General features: G+C 40.9%; 15 protein-coding genes and 1 pseudogene. 8 read left to right on the forward strand and 8 right to left on the reverse strand.

Going from position 1 to position 20,965, the window contains the following annotated elements; genetic code table 11:
- Positions 1 to 36 precede the first annotated feature (36 nt).
- Entirely contained in the window at positions 37 to 2,064 is a 2,028-nt protein-coding gene (locus AACW45_RS24790; RefSeq protein ID WP_190635328.1) for an AMP-binding protein, read from the forward strand.
- Positions 2,065 to 2,137: 73 nt separating this feature from the next.
- Here the strand turns inward: AACW45_RS24790 and AACW45_RS24795 are convergent, their stop codons facing one another.
- Entirely contained in the window at positions 2,138 to 3,973 is a 1,836-nt protein-coding gene (locus AACW45_RS24795) for a peptidoglycan D,D-transpeptidase FtsI family protein (RefSeq protein ID WP_190635330.1), read from the reverse strand.
- Positions 3,974 to 4,096: 123 nt separating this feature from the next.
- Positions 4,097 to 4,786 carry a hypothetical protein gene (locus tag AACW45_RS24800; protein ID WP_190635332.1) on the reverse strand — a complete coding sequence of 230 codons (690 nt, stop codon included), beginning with the start codon at positions 4,784 to 4,786 and terminating at the stop codon, positions 4,097 to 4,099.
- A gap of 889 nt (positions 4,787 to 5,675) precedes the next feature.
- Here AACW45_RS24800 and AACW45_RS24805 point away from each other — a divergent pair.
- The 3 genes from AACW45_RS24805 (at position 5,676) to glgB (ending at position 9,282) form a co-directional block, all read left to right on the forward strand.
- Positions 5,676 to 5,888 carry a hypothetical protein gene (locus AACW45_RS24805; protein WP_190635334.1) on the forward strand — a complete coding sequence of 71 codons (213 nt, stop codon included), beginning with the start codon at positions 5,676 to 5,678 and terminating at the stop codon, positions 5,886 to 5,888.
- 312 nt (positions 5,889 to 6,200) lie between these two features.
- A complete protein-coding gene (locus tag AACW45_RS24810; protein WP_190635392.1) occupies positions 6,201 to 6,515 on the forward strand; it encodes a hypothetical protein in 315 nt (104 codons plus the stop codon).
- A 478-nt stretch (positions 6,516 to 6,993) separates the two neighbouring features.
- Complete coding sequence (gene glgB / locus AACW45_RS24815; RefSeq protein ID WP_190635336.1) at positions 6,994 to 9,282, forward strand: 1,4-alpha-glucan branching enzyme; 2,289 nt, start codon at positions 6,994 to 6,996, stop codon at positions 9,280 to 9,282.
- Between the two features lie 191 nt (positions 9,283 to 9,473).
- On the opposite strand, the gene AACW45_RS24820 is transcribed toward glgB, so the two are convergent.
- Positions 9,474 to 9,929, reverse strand: coding sequence for a cupin domain-containing protein (locus tag AACW45_RS24820; RefSeq protein WP_190635339.1), 456 nt, complete (start codon positions 9,927 to 9,929; stop codon positions 9,474 to 9,476).
- 29 nt (positions 9,930 to 9,958) lie between these two features.
- Entirely contained in the window at positions 9,959 to 10,738 is a 780-nt protein-coding gene (locus AACW45_RS24825) for a cysteine hydrolase family protein (protein ID WP_190635341.1), read from the reverse strand.
- 293 nt (positions 10,739 to 11,031) lie between these two features.
- Here AACW45_RS24825 and AACW45_RS24830 point away from each other — a divergent pair, with 293 nt between their 5' ends.
- A complete protein-coding gene (locus AACW45_RS24830; protein WP_190635343.1) occupies positions 11,032 to 12,435 on the forward strand; it encodes an amidohydrolase in 1,404 nt (467 codons plus the stop codon).
- Between the two features lie 283 nt (positions 12,436 to 12,718).
- Here the strand turns inward: AACW45_RS24830 and AACW45_RS24835 are convergent, their stop codons facing one another.
- The 3 genes and pseudogenes from AACW45_RS24835 to psbQ all read right to left on the reverse strand — a co-directional run.
- Complete coding sequence (locus AACW45_RS24835) at positions 12,719 to 13,570, reverse strand: alpha/beta fold hydrolase (protein WP_190635346.1); 852 nt, start codon at positions 13,568 to 13,570, stop codon at positions 12,719 to 12,721.
- A gap of 103 nt (positions 13,571 to 13,673) precedes the next feature.
- Positions 13,674 to 14,768, reverse strand: a complete 1,095-nt coding sequence (locus AACW45_RS24840) for an NAD(P)/FAD-dependent oxidoreductase (RefSeq protein WP_190635348.1) — start codon at positions 14,766 to 14,768, stop codon at positions 13,674 to 13,676.
- Positions 14,769 to 14,937: 169 nt separating this feature from the next.
- Positions 14,938 to 15,420 (reverse strand): annotated as a pseudogene (gene psbQ, locus AACW45_RS24845) (photosystem II protein PsbQ); the annotation flags it as partial.
- A 356-nt stretch (positions 15,421 to 15,776) separates the two neighbouring features.
- Between psbQ and AACW45_RS24850 the strand changes: the two are divergent.
- From AACW45_RS24850 to AACW45_RS24860, 3 genes are all read left to right on the forward strand, one after another.
- On the forward strand, positions 15,777 to 16,205 hold the full coding sequence (locus tag AACW45_RS24850) for a hypothetical protein (RefSeq protein WP_190635353.1): 429 nt from the start codon (positions 15,777 to 15,779) through the stop codon (positions 16,203 to 16,205).
- A gap of 494 nt (positions 16,206 to 16,699) precedes the next feature.
- On the forward strand, positions 16,700 to 17,557 hold the full coding sequence (locus tag AACW45_RS24855) for a polysaccharide deacetylase family protein (RefSeq protein ID WP_190635354.1): 858 nt from the start codon (positions 16,700 to 16,702) through the stop codon (positions 17,555 to 17,557).
- 422 nt (positions 17,558 to 17,979) lie between these two features.
- Positions 17,980 to 19,464 carry a DUF5009 domain-containing protein gene (locus tag AACW45_RS24860; RefSeq protein ID WP_242045613.1) on the forward strand — a complete coding sequence of 495 codons (1,485 nt, stop codon included), beginning with the start codon at positions 17,980 to 17,982 and terminating at the stop codon, positions 19,462 to 19,464.
- A gap of 116 nt (positions 19,465 to 19,580) precedes the next feature.
- Here AACW45_RS24860 and AACW45_RS24865 read toward each other — a convergent pair whose 3' ends face one another.
- Positions 19,581 to 20,954, reverse strand: a complete 1,374-nt coding sequence (locus AACW45_RS24865; RefSeq protein ID WP_190635356.1) for an alkaline phosphatase family protein — start codon at positions 20,952 to 20,954, stop codon at positions 19,581 to 19,583.
- Between the last annotated feature and the right edge of the window lie 11 nt (positions 20,955 to 20,965).

Here is a 20,965-nt window from a genome sequence, read left to right on the forward strand (position 1 = left end):
CGTGAGACAAATCATCATTATATGAGGTAAAAAGCGATGACAAAGCAGTTATCGCTCGAACAAATAACCGCTTGCGGCATATCCCAAGAAACCGCCGCCATCATGCTACCACAAATCAATCAGTGGTTATCCTCCCTACCTGCCGCAAAATGCTGGCAGCAACTCACCCACCAGATCCTCAAACCCAATCAACCCTTTCACTTTCACGAACTGCTGTATCAAACCACCTTTGCTGATTGGCAAACCGGACAACCTCCCGCTTGGTTTCCCAGCAATGAACAAATCCAATCAACCAATATCGCCGCGTTGATGAAACAGCTCAACGTGAATTCTTACCCAGAATTACATGCTTGGTCAACCCAGCATCGTGACGAATTCTGGGAGATAACGATCCAACGATTAGGTATTCGTTTCCAAAAACCGTACAGCAAAATTGTTGATTTATCTCAGGGTGTAGAATCACCGCAATGGCTAGTAGATGGGCGTTTGAATATTGCTGAGAGTTGTTTTTTAGCCGATGAAAACGCCACCGCCATTATTTTTCAGCAAGAAGGCGGTTCGTTATCTACTCTCACTTATGGCGAACTCCACCGTTTAACTAACCGCGTCGCTAATGGATTGGTACAAGCTGGCTTTGTCACTGGAGATGCGATCGCGATCGCTCTACCGATGACTGTAGAATCAGTGGCAATATATTTAGGTATTGTCAAAGCTGGCTGTGTAGTGGTTTCCATCGCTGATAGTTTTGCACCTGCGGAAATTGCTATGCGGTTGCACCTTGCACAGGCGAAAGCTATCTTTACTCAAGATTATGTTTGGCGTTGCGGTAAACAACTCCCCCTATATAGTAAAGTAGTTGATGCCAATGCACCGAGAGCGATCGTCCTGGGTTCATCTGTAGAATTACGTACTGGCGATGTAACTTGGACAGAATTTCTCAGTCAAAACGAACAATTTGATGCTGTAATTTCCCACCCAGCAGCCCATACAAATATCCTGTTTTCCTCTGGTACTACCGGAATACCCAAAGCAATCCCCTGGACGCAAACCACCCCGATAAAATGCGCTGTAGATGGACATTTACATCAAGATATTCACCCTGGTGATGTGGTAGCTTGGCCTACCAATTTAGGCTGGATGATGGGGCCTTGGCTTATTTACGCCAGTTTAATTAATCAAGCAACCATCGCCCTTTACTATGACACGCCCACAGAACGGGGATTTGGGGAATTTATTCAAAATGCCCGTGTGAATATTCTGGGTGTAGTGCCAAGTTTAGTCAGCACTTGGAAAACCACCGCCTGTATGCAAGAACTAGATTGGAGCAGCATCAAAGCTTACAGTTCCACAGGTGAATGTTCTAATCCTCAAGATATGCTGTTTTTGATGTCTCAAGCTGGCTATAAACCAATAATAGAATACTGCGGCGGTACAGAAATTGGCGGCGCATATCTTACGAATACAGTGGTACAGCCTTCCGCGCCTTCAACTTTTACTACACCAGCTTTAGGTTTAGACTTGGCGATTTTTAATGAAGCTGGTCATCCCAGTGACAAAGGCGAAGTATTTATCATTGCTCCTTCTGTCGGGTTATCTACGGAGATAATTAATAAAGACCACCATCAAGTTTACTTCGCCCATACTCCCCATTCATCCTTACGCCGTCATGGCGACCAAATCGAGCGCTTAAGCAACGGCTACTACCGGACTCATGGTCGTGTGGATGACACGATGAATTTAGGCGGTATCAAAGTTAGCTCGATGGAGATTGAGCAAATTTTGAATAATGTAGAGGGAATTTGCGAAGCTATTGCGATCGCTTATTCACCCCCTGAAGGCGGGCCGAGTCAGTTAATCGTTTATGCTGTGCTAGAAAGTCACATCCAGCTAAACAAAGAATTACTGAAAAATTCCTTACAAACCGCAATTCGTCAGCAACTCAATCCTTTATTTAAAATTCAACACCTCGTAATTATTGATACATTGCCACGCACCGCATCGAATAAAGTTATGCGTCGCATACTGCGCGAAGATTATCACGAGGCAAAGCATAAACACGATTAATCGCGTACAGTTGTTATTTCCCCATGCCCAATGCCCACTCGCCCTGAGCGAAGTCGAAGGGATGCCCAATGCCCTAATTTTGCGGATTATTATCGCTTGATGAACTCGGTGGTATTTGTTCAATAGGAATTAACGCTTCCATCACGGCTTTAACAATTGGTGCAGCGACAGTAGAACCGTAGGCATTTTCTCCTTTTGGCTCATCCACTAATGCCAAAACAACATAGCGGGGAGATTCTACAGGTAAAATCCCGACAAAGCTAGTAATTCTAGCACCAGCTAAATAACCGCCGGAAGCACTAGCTTTTTGTGCTGTACCAGTTTTCCCACCAATTCGGTAGTTGGGGATTTGTGCTACCTTACCAGTACCTTCAGCAACCACAGATTCCATCATTTCAACTACTCGTTGGGTTGTGGCTGGTGAGAAAATTTGGCGCGGCATCGGACGATTCGGTACATAATGCATCTGTCCTTTACTGTCAACTAACCCACGGATGACATGGGGAGTGACTAATTTACCGCCATTGGCTAAAGCTCCGTGCATCTGCACTAATTGCAAGGGTGTTAAAGAAAAACCTTGCCCAAAAGAGGTAGTGGCAGGTTCAATGGGTGAGGAAATGAATTCTTCTTGACTTTTTAAGCGACTGCCGACTTCAAAAGGTAAATCGGTATCCGAGGTTTGTCCTAACCCTAAACGTTCCAGCCAATTGTAATAGACATTGGGCTGCAATCGTTGGATGATTTGCACCATGCCAATATTGCTGGAATGTTGGAGAATTTGGGCAATGTTGATTTGCCCGTAACTTTTGTTTTGCGCATTTTTGATAATGCGATCGGCTACTGCAATGGAACCAGGATCGTTAAATACATCATCTGGTCTAATTACACCATTTTCCAGAGCGATCGCTACATTTAAAGGCTTAAATGTCGAGCCTGGTTCGTAAAGATCGGCTACAGTCCAATTTTTAAACAGTTCAATTTTCGCTTTAGAATACTGATTTGGATCGTAAGTTGGTTGGGAAACCAAAGCAAGTATTGAGCCATCCATTGCATCCATCACAATGACTCCACCTCGTTTTGCACCAAACTTTTCCATCTGTTGCTTGAGTGCAGAACGAGCAGCCCGTTGCAGGCGGCTATCAAGAGTTAATTGTAATTGCAAGTCATCAAAATGCAAAAACCCTTCCGGTGCATTATTAGGCATCAATGCGCCATTACCAGCCCGACTTAATCGCACCGTTTGTACAGGACGTTCTAATAACTTCTCTTGACTATATTCCACCCCTGCCTGACCGCGACGGTCAAGATTGACGTAACCTACCACATCAGCTGCTAATTCTTCTTGTGGGTAAAAACGCGAATATTTTTGTGTAAATTCAAACCCATTTAGCCTTAAGGCGATAAAGCGATCGGCGATTTCTTCTGGTAATGCTGCGGCTAATGTAATGCCACTTTTTTTACTGTCAAATATTTTAACTAATTCATCAGCATCTTTATTTATTACTGGAGCTATTATTTTAGCGATTTCTTTATTAGATTTATCAAACAGCTTGGGATGGGCAAATACAGTATATACAGGACGGTCAATTGCCAATACATTATTACTGCGATCGATTACCGGACGACGGGGCATAAAAGGCCTGAGATTTACCATTTGCTGGTTTCTCGCCCTTTCCGTTAGCTTTGCTCCCTGCAAGATTTGTAATTGATACAAATTAATCGCCAACCCCAAACCGGCAGCAATTAGTACACCCCATGTGATGAACAGTCGAGTTCTGCTATTGCCTAGCTTTTCTTGATTACTAGTCGTCGAGTTTTCTTGTAAACTCTGCTTAGAAAACTGCCTCCGACTTGTAAAATCTGAATGGCGAAAATTTTTAAATCTATTTCTAGTTGGTGACTTACGCATTGGGTTTGTCCATTGTCAATAGTCAATAGTCCAGAGTCAATAGTCCAGAGTCAATAGTCCAGAGTCTAAAGTCAATTTAATCTTGACCATTGACCATTGACCATTGACCATTGACTCTTAACCTTAATACCCCAGGGGTGAAGAAATTGGCTGTTGTGTCTCTTGGTTGGGTGTTGTCTGATCTGGTAGGGAATTAGGACTATGAGATGCTGGGGGCAAAAAAATCGTGCGGGATGGAGTTGGTAGGGCTAATCCGGCTGTTGGTTGTTCTGCTTCTTCAGCCATTTTGTTGGTGAGTGCAGCATTAGTTGTAGTCAACTGTCGTTCGTGACGTTGTAAATTTTGTAATTGACGGTATCCCCGACTCCAAACATCCTGAGAATAAACTGTCCAGCCATAAACTACTAGGGTGGCTGCGACTAATAAAAATGCAACAACTGAAGAATAACGATGAACTGTATAAAAACGTAATAACCATACAGGTAAATTTCCGCGATCGCTATTCACGGGAAATTTCAAAAAGCCTAATTTCTGGCTTTTCTGACCAGAATTAGCTTTTTCGGGAAAATTAGAGGATTTACCCGATCGCTCTTTTGGCTGGATAACAGACCCATTTTTTGCCGAAACAGATAACTTTGGCGATGAACGCCGTTGTCTGCTAGTCGTGACTGGTAAAGATTCAACAGCAGGTGTAGAGGCTGGTGTGGCTGAATTTCGATTTGGCGATCGCCTTTTCCCTAAAGATAGGGTAGGTTCTCGTCGAAACCAATTATTACTCGATACAGAAACAGCTGATTTGCGAGCCGCAGGCATAATTTTTTGGAGATATGGAAAAACTAGATTGTATATTGCTTGTCTGGTGTTTGTTTAGGTGGAAATCGCTCCCGAATGCGATCGGCGCAAATAATACCCTAAACTCATTTTCAATATTCTGCTAGGTAGCTGCCCCAATGTTTGCATCCCTTAAATCTGGCGATGCTTGCTGATTGCAAACTGCAATTGGACAACTTGACCTTCTTTGGGCATTGTCTCTAAAGTATGGCAATGCTCTCAAGAAAGCGACAAGTGTCCGCGAAAACATCACGATTTTTGGTATGATAGCTCGCTTTGCGCTAAAGTTACAGGTTTTAACTAGGTGTTAAGCTTTGACTAGCTTGAAAACAGGGACTAGGAGCTAGGGACTAGAGGCTAGGGAAGAGAGATTTTTATGTTTGTTTGTGAGATTTTCCCGTGATTGACTGTCTTGGCTATCTGCTTTCACCCATATCTAGATAATTCTTTTGCCAAAGTTTTAATGGCAAATATTCGCTGTTATTGATAGCGGTGCAAGATATTGTCAGTCATGGGTTTTACCAGCAAATCATCAAATATAGCAATCCTAAATGATTCACAAGTGCCTATCTACCTTATCCTCCTTGTCCTCCTTGTCCCTTTTGTTCCCAGATAAAATAGGATTGCCATATATCCTCACAAGGAGTTAGAGGAGTTATGCGAACACTTCTGTTTAGCGAGCAAGGCAGATTCTTCATTGGTCAAGGATAAGATAAATCCCGCGATCTGCCTAACCATGCTACTTAAGAAAAAATCTTTTCCATTAATTTGAATATATATCTCTCAAAGTATTTTAAAAAAAAGCAATAAATAAGGTATCTTATTCATCAGGCGAAAATTTGTTATTGCCACAATTGGTGAAAGAGGAGTTATGAAAACAAAAATCTTCGGTTTGGCTCTCGCTTTAAGTCTGGCTACATTTCTCGGTGCTTGTGAAGGCGGTGGCGAACCTGGTGGTACTGGTAGCAGTCCAGCTAGCAGCCCAGCTGCTACAGGCGAACCCAGTGACTCTGGCGCTACTAAAACCCCTGCTTCTCCGGCTGCTTCTCCGGCTGCTAGCCCTGCGGCTACAAAGTCACCCTAGTAGTATATTTAGGTTTAGTAACTAAATTCCTCACCATTATCCTGAGAGTAGGTTGGTGGGGATATAAGGTTACCCAAGTTCTGGTGTTGCTCAATGCAAATTGAGGGTGCTTAAGTACCTGTTTAATCCAATCAGCAAGAAAGAGGACACTGGTGAAGAAGCTAAGACTGCTACCATGTGTCCTTTTGCTGCGATCGCATCACAATATCTCATCAAAAAAATTTATTTTTGAGCTTTCTTGGCTTTAGTCGGCAGTTAGTAGCCTTAAGCTTAGTTTATGGCAATCTGGACTCAGAACTTAAAAGGATACCGATGAAGCGGACAAGATTTTTGGTTTTGAGCATCAGCATCAGCATTGTATTGTGGTTGAGCAGCCATTTAACAACAGTGGTGAGGGCGTTACCACCACCAGAGGATATTCCCGAAGAAATCCTCCGTACAGAAATAATACTTGCAGCGCGATCGCCTATTGATGGTAAGCCCCTAACTGCTGCAGAATATGCACAATTGCAAGAAAATTTACAATTCAGCCCACCACCCAAACTAGATCCCCGAATCCGGGATCAGATTTTCTTATTACGCATCCGGAAAGCTTTGCTGCAATTTTTCCCATTTTTGGGAATTTGAGCGATTAGTCAATAGTCAGTTGTCAGTAGGGGCGGGTTTATGTGCATTGGTGTAAACTTAACGTGAAACCCTCATCATGACTTGATTTTGCCTCAAATTGCCTACCATCAAGATCCGCGTTACCCCACCCCAGTTTTGTCTAAAGCCAAAACTTCCCCTCCCCGTTTACGGGGAGGGGTAAAAGGGGAGGGGTAAAAAGCTTGTGGGGTAAGCGTTTGAACTTAAGTTGACGCAGGTGGTTGATGTGCGATCGTCAGGATATTTGCGGATATCTGTGAACCAGCCCGTACAGTTGTCATTAGGGACTGGTTGATGAGAGAGCGATCGTTTTGACTTTTGACTTACGCGCTAGCAGTATTAGTGAATCATTTCTGATGTACGATAACGGTGAAGACAAAATTGCAAATAAATGTAAAGAATATATATAAAGTTAGAAAACTCTTTTACTCAATCACTTTATTTAACGTAGGTAGCTTTCATGTCCATGACCACGATCGCCCCTGAACAGGTTAACCGTATCGTTTGGAATCAACATCAAGATCCTTTTGAAGTACTGGGTTCGCATCTTATAGAACAAAATGGCAAAAATGTCTGGGCTGTGCGAGCTTACCTACCAAATGCAACGGCAGTATCGGTAGTAGTTCCCGAAGAACGCAAAGAATACCCGATGCAAACAGTGCATCATCCCCACTTTTTTGAATGCACGATTGAAACAGCAGAACTACCAAACTACCAGCTAAAAATTAAAGAAGGGGATCACGAGCGCGTCACCTACGATCCTTACGCCTTCCGTTCTCCCCGGCTCACAGATTTTGATTTGCATTTGTTTGGTGAAGGTAACCACCACCGAATTTATGAAAAACTAGGAGCGCACCTGACAGAAGTAGACGGTGTTAAAGGCGTCTACTTTGCTGTTTGGGCACCTAATGCTCGTAACGTTTCTTTATTGGGCGATTTTAATAGCTGGGATGGGCGCAAACACCAAATGCGCAAAGGCCCTACTGGCGTTTGGGAATTGTTTATTCCGGAATTAGGCGCAGGTGAGCATTATAAATATGAAATCAAAAATTTTGAAGGTCACATTTACGAAAAATCCGATCCCTACGGTTTTCAACAGGAACCGCGCCCAAAAACTGCATCGATTGTTACCGATTTAAATACCTATAAATGGAGTGATGAAGATTGGTTAGAAAAGCGGCGTCATAGCGATCCTCTCACTCAGCCTGTTTCCGTCTACGAAGTCCATATCGGCTCTTGGCTACATGCTTCTAGTGCTGAACCAGCCAAATTACCCAATGGGGAAACTGAACCTGTAGTTATAGTTTCCGAACTTAAACCGGGTGCGCGCTTCCTAACTTACCGAGAATTAGCAGAAAAATTAATACCCTACGTTAAAGAATTGGGTTACACTCACGTAGAACTGTTACCCATTGCCGAACACCCCTTTGATGGCTCTTGGGGTTATCAAGTAACCGGATATTATGCTCCTACCTCCCGGTTTGGTACTCCGGAAGATTTTATGTATTTTGTTGATCAATGTCACTTAAATGGCATTGGTGTAATTGTCGATTGGGTTCCCGGACATTTTCCCAAAGATGGACATGGTTTAGCCTTCTTTGATGGTAGTCATTTATACGAACATGCCGACCCCCGCAAAGGCGAACATAAAGAATGGGGAACTCTGGTATTTAATTATGCCCGTCATGAAGTCCGTAATTTCTTGGCGGCAAATGCTCTGTTTTGGTTTGATAAGTACCATATAGACGGCATTCGCGTCGATGCTGTCGCTTCCATGCTCTACCTCGACTATTGCCGTAAACCAGGAGAATGGCTACCTAACCAGTACGGTGGTAGAGAAAATCTAGAAGCCGCAGAATTTCTGCGTCAAGTAAATTATCTGATTTTCAGCTATTTCCCCGGTGCGCTTTCCATTGCGGAAGAATCTACTTCTTGGCCGATGGTATCTTGGCCTACCTACACGGGTGGTTTGGGTTTCAACTTAAAGTGGAATATGGGTTGGATGCACGACATGCTGGATTACTTCAGTATGGACCCTTGGTTCCGTCAGTTCCATCAAAACAACATCACCTTTAGTATGTGGTATAACCACAGCGAAAACTTCATGCTGGCACTTTCCCACGATGAAGTGGTGCATGGTAAGAGTAATATGATTGGCAAAATGCCAGGGGATACATGGCAGAAGTTAGCTAATATACGTTGTTTGTTTAGCTATATGTTTGCTCACCCTGGTAAGAAAACCATGTTTATGAGCATGGAGTTTGGGCAGTGGAGTGAGTGGAATGTCTGGGCTGATTTAGAATGGCATTTACTACAATATGAAGCCCATCAACAGTTAAAACAGTTTTTCCACGAACTCAACCATCTTTATCGCGGCGAACCCGCTTTATATACCCAAGATTTTGCTGAACCTGGGTTTGAGTGGATTGACTGTAGCGACAACCGCCATAGTGTAGTTTCCTTTATTCGTCGGGAAAAAGATTCTGATAATTTTGTAGTTGTGGTTTGCAACTTCACACCTCAGCCTCATTCCCATTACCGCATAGGTGTACCCGAAAAGGGTTTTTATACCGAGTTGTTTAATAGCGATGCACGTCAGTATGGCGGTAGCAACATGGGTAATTTAGGCGGTAAATGGACTGATGACTGGTCGTTGCACAATCGTCCTTATTCTCTAGATTTATGTTTACCACCTTTGGGGGTTTTAATTCTCAAGTTGGATCAGGAGAAGACAGCAAAGGCACTCTGATCTTAATTTAAGAGGGTGGGCATAGTCCCACCCTTTAATTTAGGCGATCGCGCAGTTTTTCGTTTTAGAATCGGGAGTGGCGTTATATAGCTGTTGACTGTTGACTGTTGACGGTTGACTGTTGAGTTTTGACGGTTGACGGTTGACGGTTGACGGTTGACGGTTGACTGATAAAATTCTCTGTCATGTATTTAACATGGCATCAAAGCATCTAATCTTCCTAAAACTGTCATATCTTCTGCATCTAACTCCATTGGCGTACCGCTACGAATTAATTCCGAAAAATCTTCATTTGGTACCATAATTGTTAATGTATACAAGCGAGTTGTACCTGTATTTTTAATCAAATGGGTGCCTGTAGGCGGTACTAATAAACTATCTCCAGTTTTAATAGGTACTTTTTTACCATCACAAATAGCGATACCTTCACCTTTTAAGATAAAAAACATTTCCACCGCCCATTGATGGCGATTCGGTGGAGTTTGCCCGCCTACCTCAAAAATTTCTACGCAGCAAGTTAAGGAAGTGTTAGCATTAGCTGTATCAAAAATAATCGCTAATCGATTAGAATCATTGGGATTAATGCGGTAAACTTGATAATCTTTGGGAGATTTAATCACAGGAATTACGCAACGAGTAGCGTGCATTAATTTATCTCCTCTGAAGTTAATAAAACTCAAGAATTCGGATTTTGCAATGCTGTTAAAATCTCTGGGGAACCAGTCACAAAACCAAAGCATTGTTTAACGTTGTACAACGTCGCCAACCAACAATAATCGGGGGAAGTTGTCGCGGTACAATCTTTAACTAAAATGCAGTCATATCCTAAAAAGTTGGCATCACATAAAGTCGCCATCACACATTGATCGGCATTGACACCAGCAAAAAATAATGTGGTTTTGCCCAGATTACGCAAGATACTATCTAAGGGTGTATCCCAAAAGCCGCTCATGCGATATTTATCTATACAAATATCTTGCGGTAATTGTTGCAGTTCGTCTACTACGGCTGCTGCCCAACTACCAGCCATGAGTACTTTCGCACCATTGCTAGGTAGAGGATCGCCTAAACCAACGCCATCGCCTGTGGGGTTGTAAACGTGATGCAAGCCTGCACTAATATTGAGTAAATCGGGACGATTACCCCAATTTAGCCAAATTATCGGCACATCAGCCCCGCGCAGGTGTGGTAATAAATTTTGTAAAGGTGCGATTGGCTTGCGGGCTGGGGTAACATCTACACCAATATGTGCTAACCAGCCATCGGGATGGCAAAAGTCATTTTGCATATCAATGACAATGATGGCAGCTTTTGTCCAATCAAGTCGCAGGGTTTTGGTTTCTGTGGATAAGGTAGCAGTTTGTGGGGTTTTTGGCGGACGAGTAATATCTGCGATCGCCTGATTTACTGTCCAAGCATTTGGTGCAATTCCTAATGACCGCAAAGGCTGATTCATAAACTTGCAAAACCCAACACCATTGTTTAATTTGTACCCTGAAATGCTCAAAGACGGGTGATTACTTAATTAAGGTTAAAATTATTGACATCGATAGGGGCGATCGCTGGGCATAAATACTAAATTACTGCCATGACAATTAGGCTGTACCTCACCATTGTAGACAGTATCTTGAGTTACTACACTTACGCAAAAGTTACAAAACTTGACTTTGCAGATTCTTAAAGATTTTGTAATTTTTCTACTCAAATGCTACTCATTGAGAAGGGAAAAACTAGTTACTGTAAGCGCTTATGAAGTTTACTATCCAGAATGTTTTGATTCCGACCGATCATGCTTATGCATTTGTTGATGTCCAGATTGTGGATGGTAAAATTACTGCGATCGCCCCAACGCTAGATGTTGTCGGTACAGCAATTGATGGTACAAATAAGCTATTACTTCCTGGCTTTGTTAATGCTCACACCCATTCTTCGGAAATGTGGCAACGGGGAGCGATTCCACCTTTACCTTTAGAATTATGGTTGGCGGAACTCTACGATTTTTCTCCTCTAGATTTAGACAAGGTTTATATTAGTGCATTAGGAACAGCAGTAGAAACTCTCCTTTCTGGCGGTACAAGTGTTGTCGATCATTTGGTGCTAATTCCTGGACAAGAGTTTGAAACAATTGCTACTGCTATTCGCGCTTACAAAGAAGTGGGAATTCGCGCTTTTGTCGCCCCTTTAATTCAAGATGAATCCTTGACAGCTGGGATACCATCTGGAGAATCACAACAAACTCACGAGCCTTATTTTCGCTCAACTCAAGACACCCTAGACATTATAGAAGAGGTAGTTAAGCAGTTTCATAAACCAGATGAGGGTGTAAATATTTTAGTTGCGCCTACAGGTATTCAATTGTGTAGTGATGCGTTATTTACTGGATGTATTGAATTAAGCGATCGCTATAATCTTTGTCGTCACTCTCATTTACTGGAAACTAAAGCACAGGAAAAACTCGCCCAAGAGAAATATGGTTGTTCGGCAGTGGAACATCTGCACCGAATTGGCTATTTAAGCGATCGCACTTCTTTGGCTCATTGTGTTTGGTTAAGCGATAATGATATTGCGATCCTCGCCGAAACTAAATCAACAGTTGTTCACAACCCCTTAAGTAATCTGCGTTTAGGAAGTGGAATAGCACCGCTTTTAAAATATCGTCAAGCAGGAGTAAATGTAACTTTTGGTTGTGATGGTGCTTCGAGTAATGATTCTCAAGATTTGCTAGAAGCTATTAAAATCGGCTCGATTTTACACAACGTTACAGATTTAGATTATCAGCATTGGATTACACCCAGACAAGCAGTAATTATGGCTGCTTTGGGAGGTGCAAAGGGATTAAATTTAGGCAATAAACTCGGTACTTTAACAGTAGGTAAACAAGCCGATTTAGTACTTTACGATTTAACTAATTTATCTTTATTACCCCGTACAGATCCCATCGGTTTATTAGTATTAGGTAGACCTTGTAATGTAGTCAATAGTGTTTGGGTAAATGGCAATCAAATTGTCGCAGATGGCAAAGTTATGAATGTTAACGTTGATGAATTGCGCAAAGAAATATATAGCAACAGTCAATGGCACAGTCAACGCCCATCTTCCAGCGTTAAAAGACTTGCACCCCATTATCGCAAAGTAATGGGTTTGCCAGATTAATAGTAATTCGTAATTCGTAATTCGTAATTCGTAATTGAGGAATTTCTCCAGAAATAAATAATCCCATATTGTGGGGTGGGCGTCTCGCCCGCCCTGGTTTCAAGGTAAGCTGCGACGCATCTAATTTGTATATAAGACGCGGGCAAGATGCCCGCACTACAATTATTTTGCGTTTTTGACTTATATAATTTAGCTGCACAGCAGCTTATTAGTCTACTTTAGTAGACTTTAGCTATTAGCCAGAGAATTTATTCTCTGGAGGATAGAGTGAGTAATAACTTTATCAATGAGAATCGGCTACACGCACAAAGGGTAAAAGGTCTTGTAAAATTGTCTCGTGATAATGTTCTTGCGGGTAATGTCCCACATTATTTAATTTGACTAATTCAGCTTTGGGGACAGAATTAACAAAAGTTTCAGCTATATCTATAGGTAACCAAGGGTCAATCATGCCCCATTGAATTAAAATTGGTTTGTCCCATGCTTTAAAGCCAGATGCAATTTCTGACATTGCTGAATCTAGTTGGATATTCCGAATAGTTGCTAGCAAACCACGCCCAGGTGCAGAACTTTTTAAATATGGACGGCGATAAACATCTAAATCTTTATCTTCTATGCGATAACGGCTACCACCTTCTAAAGTTCTATCAACTAAAAGGGGGTCTTGAGTCATCATTTCTCCTGCTAATGGTAAACCCATTTGTTTAATTTTCCAAGGCAATTTAGCAGCAGGTGAAATAGGCGCATTTAAAATAGCTAAATTTGCAATTTTATCTGGGTTGCGCAGGGCATATTGTAAGCCTACAGAACCTAAAAATCCTTGGACAACTAAAGAAAACTTTTCTATTTCTAAAGCTTGAATAAATTCTGTTAAAGCTGTAATAAATGCATCGGGACTGTAGGCGAAATCTCGCTTTTCTGGAGTAGCGGAAAAACCATAACCAATCCAATCAGGGGCGATCGCTCTTGTTCCCTGACTGGCTAAACCTGGTAAAATATTACGCCAACTGTAACTTTGAGAGACTATACCATGTAGCAATACTACAGGTAATAAATCAGTTCTCCCCACTGGTTCAGCTTCTCGGTAAAACCACTCTAGAGAATTTACGGTTATTTTATGTTCTGTTATTGACACGAAAATTTCCTAAAAAGTCATTAGTCATTAGTCATTAGTCATTAGTCATTGGTCATTTGTATTTTGACCAATGCCCCATGCCCCATGCCCCATGCCCTATGCCCTATTCCCCATTCCCCATGCCCATCATCTCACGAATTGCATAAGCTGTTGCGGGTGCGAGTAAAACGCCGTTGCGATAATGTCCGGTAGCTAGGAGGACATTATTAAACCCTGGTAATTTACCAATCACAGGGGCGGGGCGTCCTTCGGGGCGGGGGCGTAAACCCGACCAAGTGCGAGTAATATGGGCTTGAGCTAATTCGGGACAAAATGCGATCGCCTGTTGTCTCACCGATGCTAATAATTCTTGATTGGGCGGTATTTCATCGCTATCGCTAGGAAATTCCACTGTAGCGCCGATCCAGTAATCACCACCGCCCACAGGGACGATATGCACATCATTACCCGTGATTGCTGGCTGAAACTCTGGATTTCCTAGAGGATGTTCTAAATGTACTTGTAATGCTTGCCCTAATACCGGGCGGATATCGACTTTTTGATTTAATTGGGCTGTCAGTGGTGTGGAACCCAATCCAGCCGCAACAACAAACCAATCAGCAGCGATTTTACCAGCTGTTGTATCTAATTCCTGGCACATTGGCTCTGAGGCGTGACTATCTAATACCGTGACGCCAAATTGAAAGCTAACGCCATTATGCTGGGCAGCCTCTACTAAAGCTAATGTTAAAGCTGTGGGGTCAAGTTGGCGGTCTTGGGGAGAATAGACCGCACCAATCAGATTTTTTGCATCTATCTGGGGACAGATATTTTGTAGTTTCGCCTTGTCCCAAATTTCCAATTGCCAACCTTGAGATTGACGAATTTTCACCAAATTTTCTTTATCGGCTAAATCTTCCGCCTCTAAGCATAAACTGAGGATTCCTTGACGATTGAAGGGAATTTTGCGTTTAGCGATCGCTTCTAATTCGGGTATGAGGGTTTCATAACGTTGGATGCTAGTTTGTCGTAATTGCCAAGCCTTACCTTTTACTTTTTGGCTAATTACCCCCATTAATACACCCAACGCCGCACCTGTAGAAGCTTGTGCAGGTGGTTTACTATCCAAAACCGTAATTTTCAGCCCTGGAACCAGACTGAGTTCATAAGCGATCGCAGCTCCAACTACACCACAACCGATAATAACTACATGACTCATAACTTATAACTCTATGCAAAAGTAAGGAGTTAGAAAGTTTTGCTTCCTAACTCCTCACTCATAACTTATATAGCAATCCTATTTCAGTTGTGAAAAATATCGGTTTTGACAGTCAACCGCGCCGCACTGAGCTTGTCGAAGTGTCAACCGTCAACCGTCAACAGATTGCTTATGATGCGCTGCTGGTTTGAGGAACCAGTTCCAAGAATTTACCAAGATCTGCAATAGCCTCAGCATAATTATTCAAGGCAACTAGGCTATTACCATCACTAGCAGCCTGATCGATTTTCACCAGATGGTTAAACAAATCACGCGCTATCTGACGCGCTTGAGGTTGAGTTTGGGGTAAGAGGTTGGGAATCACATAAGTCATATTTAACCGAGCTTCTGCTAAAGGCCCGTGTATAAAATTACCTACATAAATCCAATCTTTGCGTTCGATGAGGTTTTTCAGTTCTGCTGCGCGATCGCGCACAGCCACAATCTCTGGCACATAAGTCTGGATTTTCGTCAGTTGTGCTGTTGTATAAGTAGGAGGAGCCTTAGCTACAGTAGGACTACTACAACTGATGAGGAATGTTGCCAATAATACTAAAACCAATGACAAAAGAGAGCGTTGACGCGACATATCTAGAAAAAATTTGCTGTTTGTTTGCCGACTAACAGTGTAATTTTATATTGCGACGGTAATCTATATCTCCTACCAACACAGGATTTTCGGATAAATTTTTGCATATTAAGTTTTTATATTCGCAAAACGGCTAATTATCTTCTGTAATTTTGAAAAATTTTAAGTATAATTACTCAAGGTGACTCGCCTTGTCTAAAAACTAAAAAAAGTAGCAGTTTTTGGCAGTTCTTGTAAACAATGATTGTTAGGAAAGCATAATTTAGAGTTGCGAAATCCTCAAAGGCCTTGATAAGCTGAAACACAAATACCATAAACTTTCTGGCGGTTTCCTGTCTTTACATTTCCCGTAAGCCGATGCAATATAGGAGTGTTTTTTAGTGAACGCATCTGAACAAGCAACTAACCTTGAACTCGCCAGCAAGATTGCTACGGTAGTTAATTTGTTTAAATTAGAGTTCCCTGATGCGAAATCGGATCTCAAACCTTGGAAAAACGATCCAGAAACGCGGGAGTTAGTCGATCCAGATTCTATAGATATTGGCTTTCACTTTCCGGGTATTAGTAAATCTTGGCGTAGTCGTAGCGTTCTGATTCAAATCCGATTTTATCAAGATCCTGTAAGTCATTCGCGACGAGCGATCGGCATAGAAGTAGCAGCATTCGATCATCGCGGCGAAGCTTGGCGACTTTCTACCATAGATAACTGGAGTATTGTCGGTACTTCCAAACCTTCTCTGCACATCGAAGACAAGCTCAAACAAATTTGTCGCCAAATTCTTGAGGTATTTAATAAATCAGCTGCTTAGTTATTTTATCGCCTAGTTTGCTTAATATTAAATAGTTATTATACTCTGTTAAGAGTTGACGTTAACAAAGTGTAACTTAACCTGGTGATTATATTTAGCGTTGTGCTGCTAAAATCTATTTGACAAAATTTAGTTCTTAAGCCACAATCCTTCCTAGATTTGCCAAATACCCTTCGTGCTAGAGGTCGGTTGTAAGACTTTTGATAAGTTTGTAGTCAGCACTTTAGTGCTGTCAATCCATCTAATTACTAACTTCCAAAAAATCTAAATATTTTATCTAGATTTAAACCAAAAATTTATCAATATTTATGTTAGTCTTGTCAGCCTGCAAGATGTGTATAACTTCACAATCTTATAGCGGAACAAACTAAGAGACTTTCATATTTATAATAAATCGTCTAGGTAATTATTTTAGAGCAGAGAATTTATTATTACTTAATTCAGCAAAAATGTATTTGAGATTCAATCCCCATAAATTCAAGGCAAAACCCAAATTGGATTTGCAATTAATCGCTTTATATCTGATTGCTTTTCTTTTTACTATTATTTTAATTTTATCTTATATAACTGCACCGAGAATACCTCTTTTAGGATTTCATGGAATTGTTGATTTAAATCATCCTAACTTTGGCATCATCAACAATCCTATAGCCCAGAAAATGTCTTATAACATGCAAGACTTAGAAAAACTTTTAGAGTATTTAGTCCGAAATAATTATTGGTTTTTATCTACTCAAGATTTATATGATTACTTTATCGATCGCCACCGAGCAATACCTGAAAAATATGTAGGTAAAAAACCGATAATGTTAAGCTTTGATGACAGTTATAAAACTGTTTATACTAATATAATTCCGGTTTTAGAAAGATTAGAGAAAGAATTTCAGCAAAAGATAAAAATAGTTTTATTTGTCAATCCAGGTACATTATCTAAATCTCATCCACCATCGACAACTTATTTAAGCTGCGAAGATTTAAGAGATGGATTTGCCAAAGGATTTTATGATATCCAATCTCACGGACAAAGCCACAAAAATTTAATTAAATTAACTATTCCCGAATTAGATCAGGAACTTGCTCAGGCGCAAACACAACTGAGAGAATGCATGGCTGGATTAGCGCCATCAGAAGAGATTGCAAAACACATTGCTTATCCCTATGGTTCAATGAATGTTTTAGTAGAAAACCATGCAGCTAAATATTACCAATCAGGTTACCTTTATAACAGCACAATTTTCAGATTCCGTTGGTTGCGAGATAAATATCGGATTTCTCGCCTCACAGTAAATCGAGCTAAATCACCGGAAAGATTGATTAAGATGGCTACTCGTTCTTTTATTATTTCTAAGTAGTCATTTGTCAATAAAGACGCGATAACCCATGCCTGTACAATTTTCATTTGTTCTACTTTTCCCCTTTCTTCTGGCTTCATGCATTAACTTACTTTCACAAATAATTGAGGACTGCTATACTAAATTTTCTGATAAGTCAATACAGTTCAGTTAGCACCAAAAACCATAAACTGCGTAGGTTGGGTTGAGGAACGAAACCCAACATTTCCAGGGGTAGGTTGGGCTTACCGTGTGTAAACCCAACCTTGTATCTTACTTTCAAAAATAATTGAGGACTGCTATACTAAATTTCCTGATAAGTAACTAGGCGATCGCAGACAATTATGTTACGAAAAGTAAACTTGAAACCCTTACAAATGACTAATGACAGCCTTTACTAGTTATCTTTAAATCACGCCGAATTACTTATTTAGGTAATTACATTGACTCAAGAAACTAACATTACTCCTACTACAAATATCAAACGCGCTGATGCATTAGATGCACTGCGAGGATTTGCAATTTTAGCGATGGTTCTTTCCGGCACAATCCGCTATAAAATTTTGCCAGCATGGATGTATCATGCACAAGAACCACCCCCAACTCATGCATTTAATGCTCAGATTGCTGGCTTAACTTGGGTAGATGTAGTATTTCCCTTATTTTTATTTGCAATGGGTGCGGCGATTCCGCTAGCACTATCCCGTCGGCTTGCTCAAGGTTGGAGTAATTCCAGAATTATTTTATATATTTTGAAGCGAGGCTTAATGTTAGCAGCTTTTGCGATTATTCTCCAACATCTTCGCCCGTTTACTATCAACAAAAACCCAACTCCAGAAACATGGTATTTAGCGATGTTCGGGTTTGGATTGCTGTTTTTAATGTTTGGGAATTGGGCGATTTTAGGAAAATGGCGTAAATATGGCGTGTGGCTAAATATTGCCGGATTTATCGCGACAATTGCTATAATTTCCCAACTACAATATGGTGGTAAAGGATTTTTACTTGAGCGTAGCGATCCTATATTAATGGTACTAGCGAATATGGCTGTTTTCGCCTCGCTAGCTTGGTTATTTACGCGCTCTAATTTGCTATTACGTTTGGGATTATTAGGCTGTTTAATTGCTTTGCAATCATCCGCCACTATTGATGGCTGGGTAAAAGATTTATGGACAGCTTCATCTGTGCCAATTTTGGGATATAATCTTAGCTTTGGTTGGATATTTCAATTTTATTATTTAAAATACTTGTTTATTGTTATTCCTGGGACTATTATCGGAGAGTTGATATTAAACTGGCTACAAAAAAGTAATCAATCGGCGGAAATATCAGAAAATCAGCAAGTTTTAGCTGCTCGGAATACACAGCGTTTATTGCTGATTATTCTATCTATGCTGATGATTTGCTTAGTCTTGCTGGTAGGATTACAAGGGCGTTGGGTATGGCAAACAACCCTAGTAAGTGCGGCGATTTGTGGCGCAAGCTGGTTATTATTCTCCCAAACTGAAAATGAGATAGATAATTTGCTGAAGCAATTTTATCAATGGGGTGTTTATTGGTTATTTCTAGGCTTATTTTTTGAGCCTTTCCAAGGGGGAATTCATAAAGATCCTTCTACCTATAGTTATTATTTTATCACAAGTGCGATCGCAATTTTTTTACTGATAACTTTTACCATCCTAATTGATGTTTTTAGGCAGAAAAAATGGCTGCAATTATTAATCGATAATGGGCAAAATCCGATGATTGCTTATGTAGCCTTTGCTAATCTGCTTTGGCCTATCTTACAACTAACAGGTATGGAAGATTGGATTATTGCTAATACAACCACGCCTGTGATGGGAGTAGTTAAAGGAATTGCTACGACTTTACCAATCGCACTGTTTACTAGTTTATGTACCCGCCTCAAGCTATTTTGGAAAACTTAAGATGGGTATTGGGCATAGGGCATTGGGCATAGGGCATTGGGCATGGGAAAATTGATTTAATAGTTTGTCGGTGCGTTGCGCTGCGCGACAACACACCCTACTGTGCTGACTAGAAATTATGCATTCAAATGCTGGAGAATTAAAGAGCAAACATCAGTTGCATAAATTAATTCTTCATTCATTAAATGAGTTTGCTGGCTAATAAAAATTGGCCCCTCGCTTGGGGAATTTGTCACACAACCATGAGAACCACGTACTAAGGAAGCATCAAGAGGAATTACATCCATTAGGTAGCGAAAACCTAATTTTTTCTGCAATAGCTTAGAAGCAATTTTTAATTTCGGAAATTTCAGTTGCGGATCAAGAAAAAGCTCTACCGGATCGTAACCTGGTTTGCGGTGAATATCTACAGTTCTGGCGAAATCAGGCGCTTTCGCATCATCCAACCAGTAGTAATAGGTAAACCAAGCATCCGATCGCGCGATCGCCACTAACTCCCCAGATCGGGGATGATTAAGATGATAGGCTTGTTTTCCCTCTTCATCCAATACTTGCGCTACCCCTTCAGTTTTCTCCAGCAAATCGCGCACTTTCGGAATATACACCGGATCGTTAACATATACATGGGCTATTTGATGATCCGCAACTGCAAATGCAATACTCGCACCAGCATCGAGTAATTCTCGTCCTAACTCTTCCCTCACAGTTATTAAACCATTATTTCTGAGTATGCGGTTCAAATCTACTGCTTGAGAAACTGGGGTAATCCCATATTCTGAAAGAATAATTACTTGCGTATTTCTTGCTTGATAATAATTAATTAAATCGCCACATACAGCATCAATTTCTTGTACATCTTTTTGGATTTGCTGTTTATCTTGCCCATATTTTTGTAAACAGTAATCTAAATGCGGTAAATAAATTAATGTTAAAGTAGGTTTGTACCGTTCCTCAATCCATTTTGCAGAATTGGCAATCCATTCGCTAGAAACAATTGAGGTATTTGGCCCCCAAAAATTAAATAAAGGAAATTGACCTAAATCTGATTGAATTGAATCGCGAATATTGGCAGGATATGTATAAATATCCGGTAGCTTTCTGCCATCTGCGGGATACATTGGGCGCGGTGTAATGGCATAGTCTACAGAAGAGTACATATTGTACCACCAAAACAGGTTAGCACAAGTAAAATCAGGGTCAATAGATTTAGCAATTTCCCATATTTTTGGAGATTGTACTAATTTATTTGACTGTCGCCAAAATTTAATTTCACAATCATCGCGGAAATACCAGCCATTAGCCACAATTCCATGTTCATTTGGCAGTTTACCTGTTAAATAAGTAGCCTGTACAGAACAAGTTACCGCAGGTAATATGGGTTTAATTGGTAATATTTGACCTTTAGCAGCCCAAGCAGATAAAAATGGTGTATTTTCTCCGATTAAATTGGGTGATAAGCCGACGACATTGATAACAACTGTTTTTTGCATTTATTTAATAT

The sequence above is a fragment of the Calothrix sp. FACHB-168 genome, from assembly GCF_963889195.1.
GTDB classification, from domain to species: Bacteria; Cyanobacteriota; Cyanobacteriia; order Cyanobacteriales; family Nostocaceae; genus Aulosira; species Aulosira anomala_A.

What these genes read in the sequence shown, in the direction of transcription:
- AACW45_RS24810 (WP_190635392.1), top strand. Translation starts at nt 6,201, where the DNA reads ATGAAGCGGACAAGATTTTTGGTTTTGAGCATCAGCATCAGCATTGTA.
- AACW45_RS24840 (WP_190635348.1), bottom strand. Translation starts at nt 14,768, where the DNA reads ATGAGTCATGTAGTTATTATCGGTTGTGGTGTAGTTGGAGCTGCGATC.
- AACW45_RS24795 (WP_190635330.1), bottom strand. Translation starts at nt 3,973, where the DNA reads ATGCGTAAGTCACCAACTAGAAATAGATTTAAAAATTTTCGCCATTCA.
- AACW45_RS24800 (WP_190635332.1), bottom strand. Translation starts at nt 4,786, where the DNA reads ATGCCTGCGGCTCGCAAATCAGCTGTTTCTGTATCGAGTAATAATTGG.
- AACW45_RS24825 (WP_190635341.1), bottom strand. Translation starts at nt 10,738, where the DNA reads ATGAATCAGCCTTTGCGGTCATTAGGAATTGCACCAAATGCTTGGACA.
- AACW45_RS24830 (WP_190635343.1), top strand. Translation starts at nt 11,032, where the DNA reads ATGAAGTTTACTATCCAGAATGTTTTGATTCCGACCGATCATGCTTAT.
- AACW45_RS24820 (WP_190635339.1), bottom strand. Translation starts at nt 9,929, where the DNA reads ATGCACGCTACTCGTTGCGTAATTCCTGTGATTAAATCTCCCAAAGAT.
- AACW45_RS24790 (WP_190635328.1), top strand. Translation starts at nt 37, where the DNA reads ATGACAAAGCAGTTATCGCTCGAACAAATAACCGCTTGCGGCATATCC.
- AACW45_RS24805 (WP_190635334.1), top strand. Translation starts at nt 5,676, where the DNA reads ATGAAAACAAAAATCTTCGGTTTGGCTCTCGCTTTAAGTCTGGCTACA.
- AACW45_RS24865 (WP_190635356.1), bottom strand. Translation starts at nt 20,954, where the DNA reads ATGCAAAAAACAGTTGTTATCAATGTCGTCGGCTTATCACCCAATTTA.
- glgB (WP_190635336.1), top strand. Translation starts at nt 6,994, where the DNA reads ATGTCCATGACCACGATCGCCCCTGAACAGGTTAACCGTATCGTTTGG.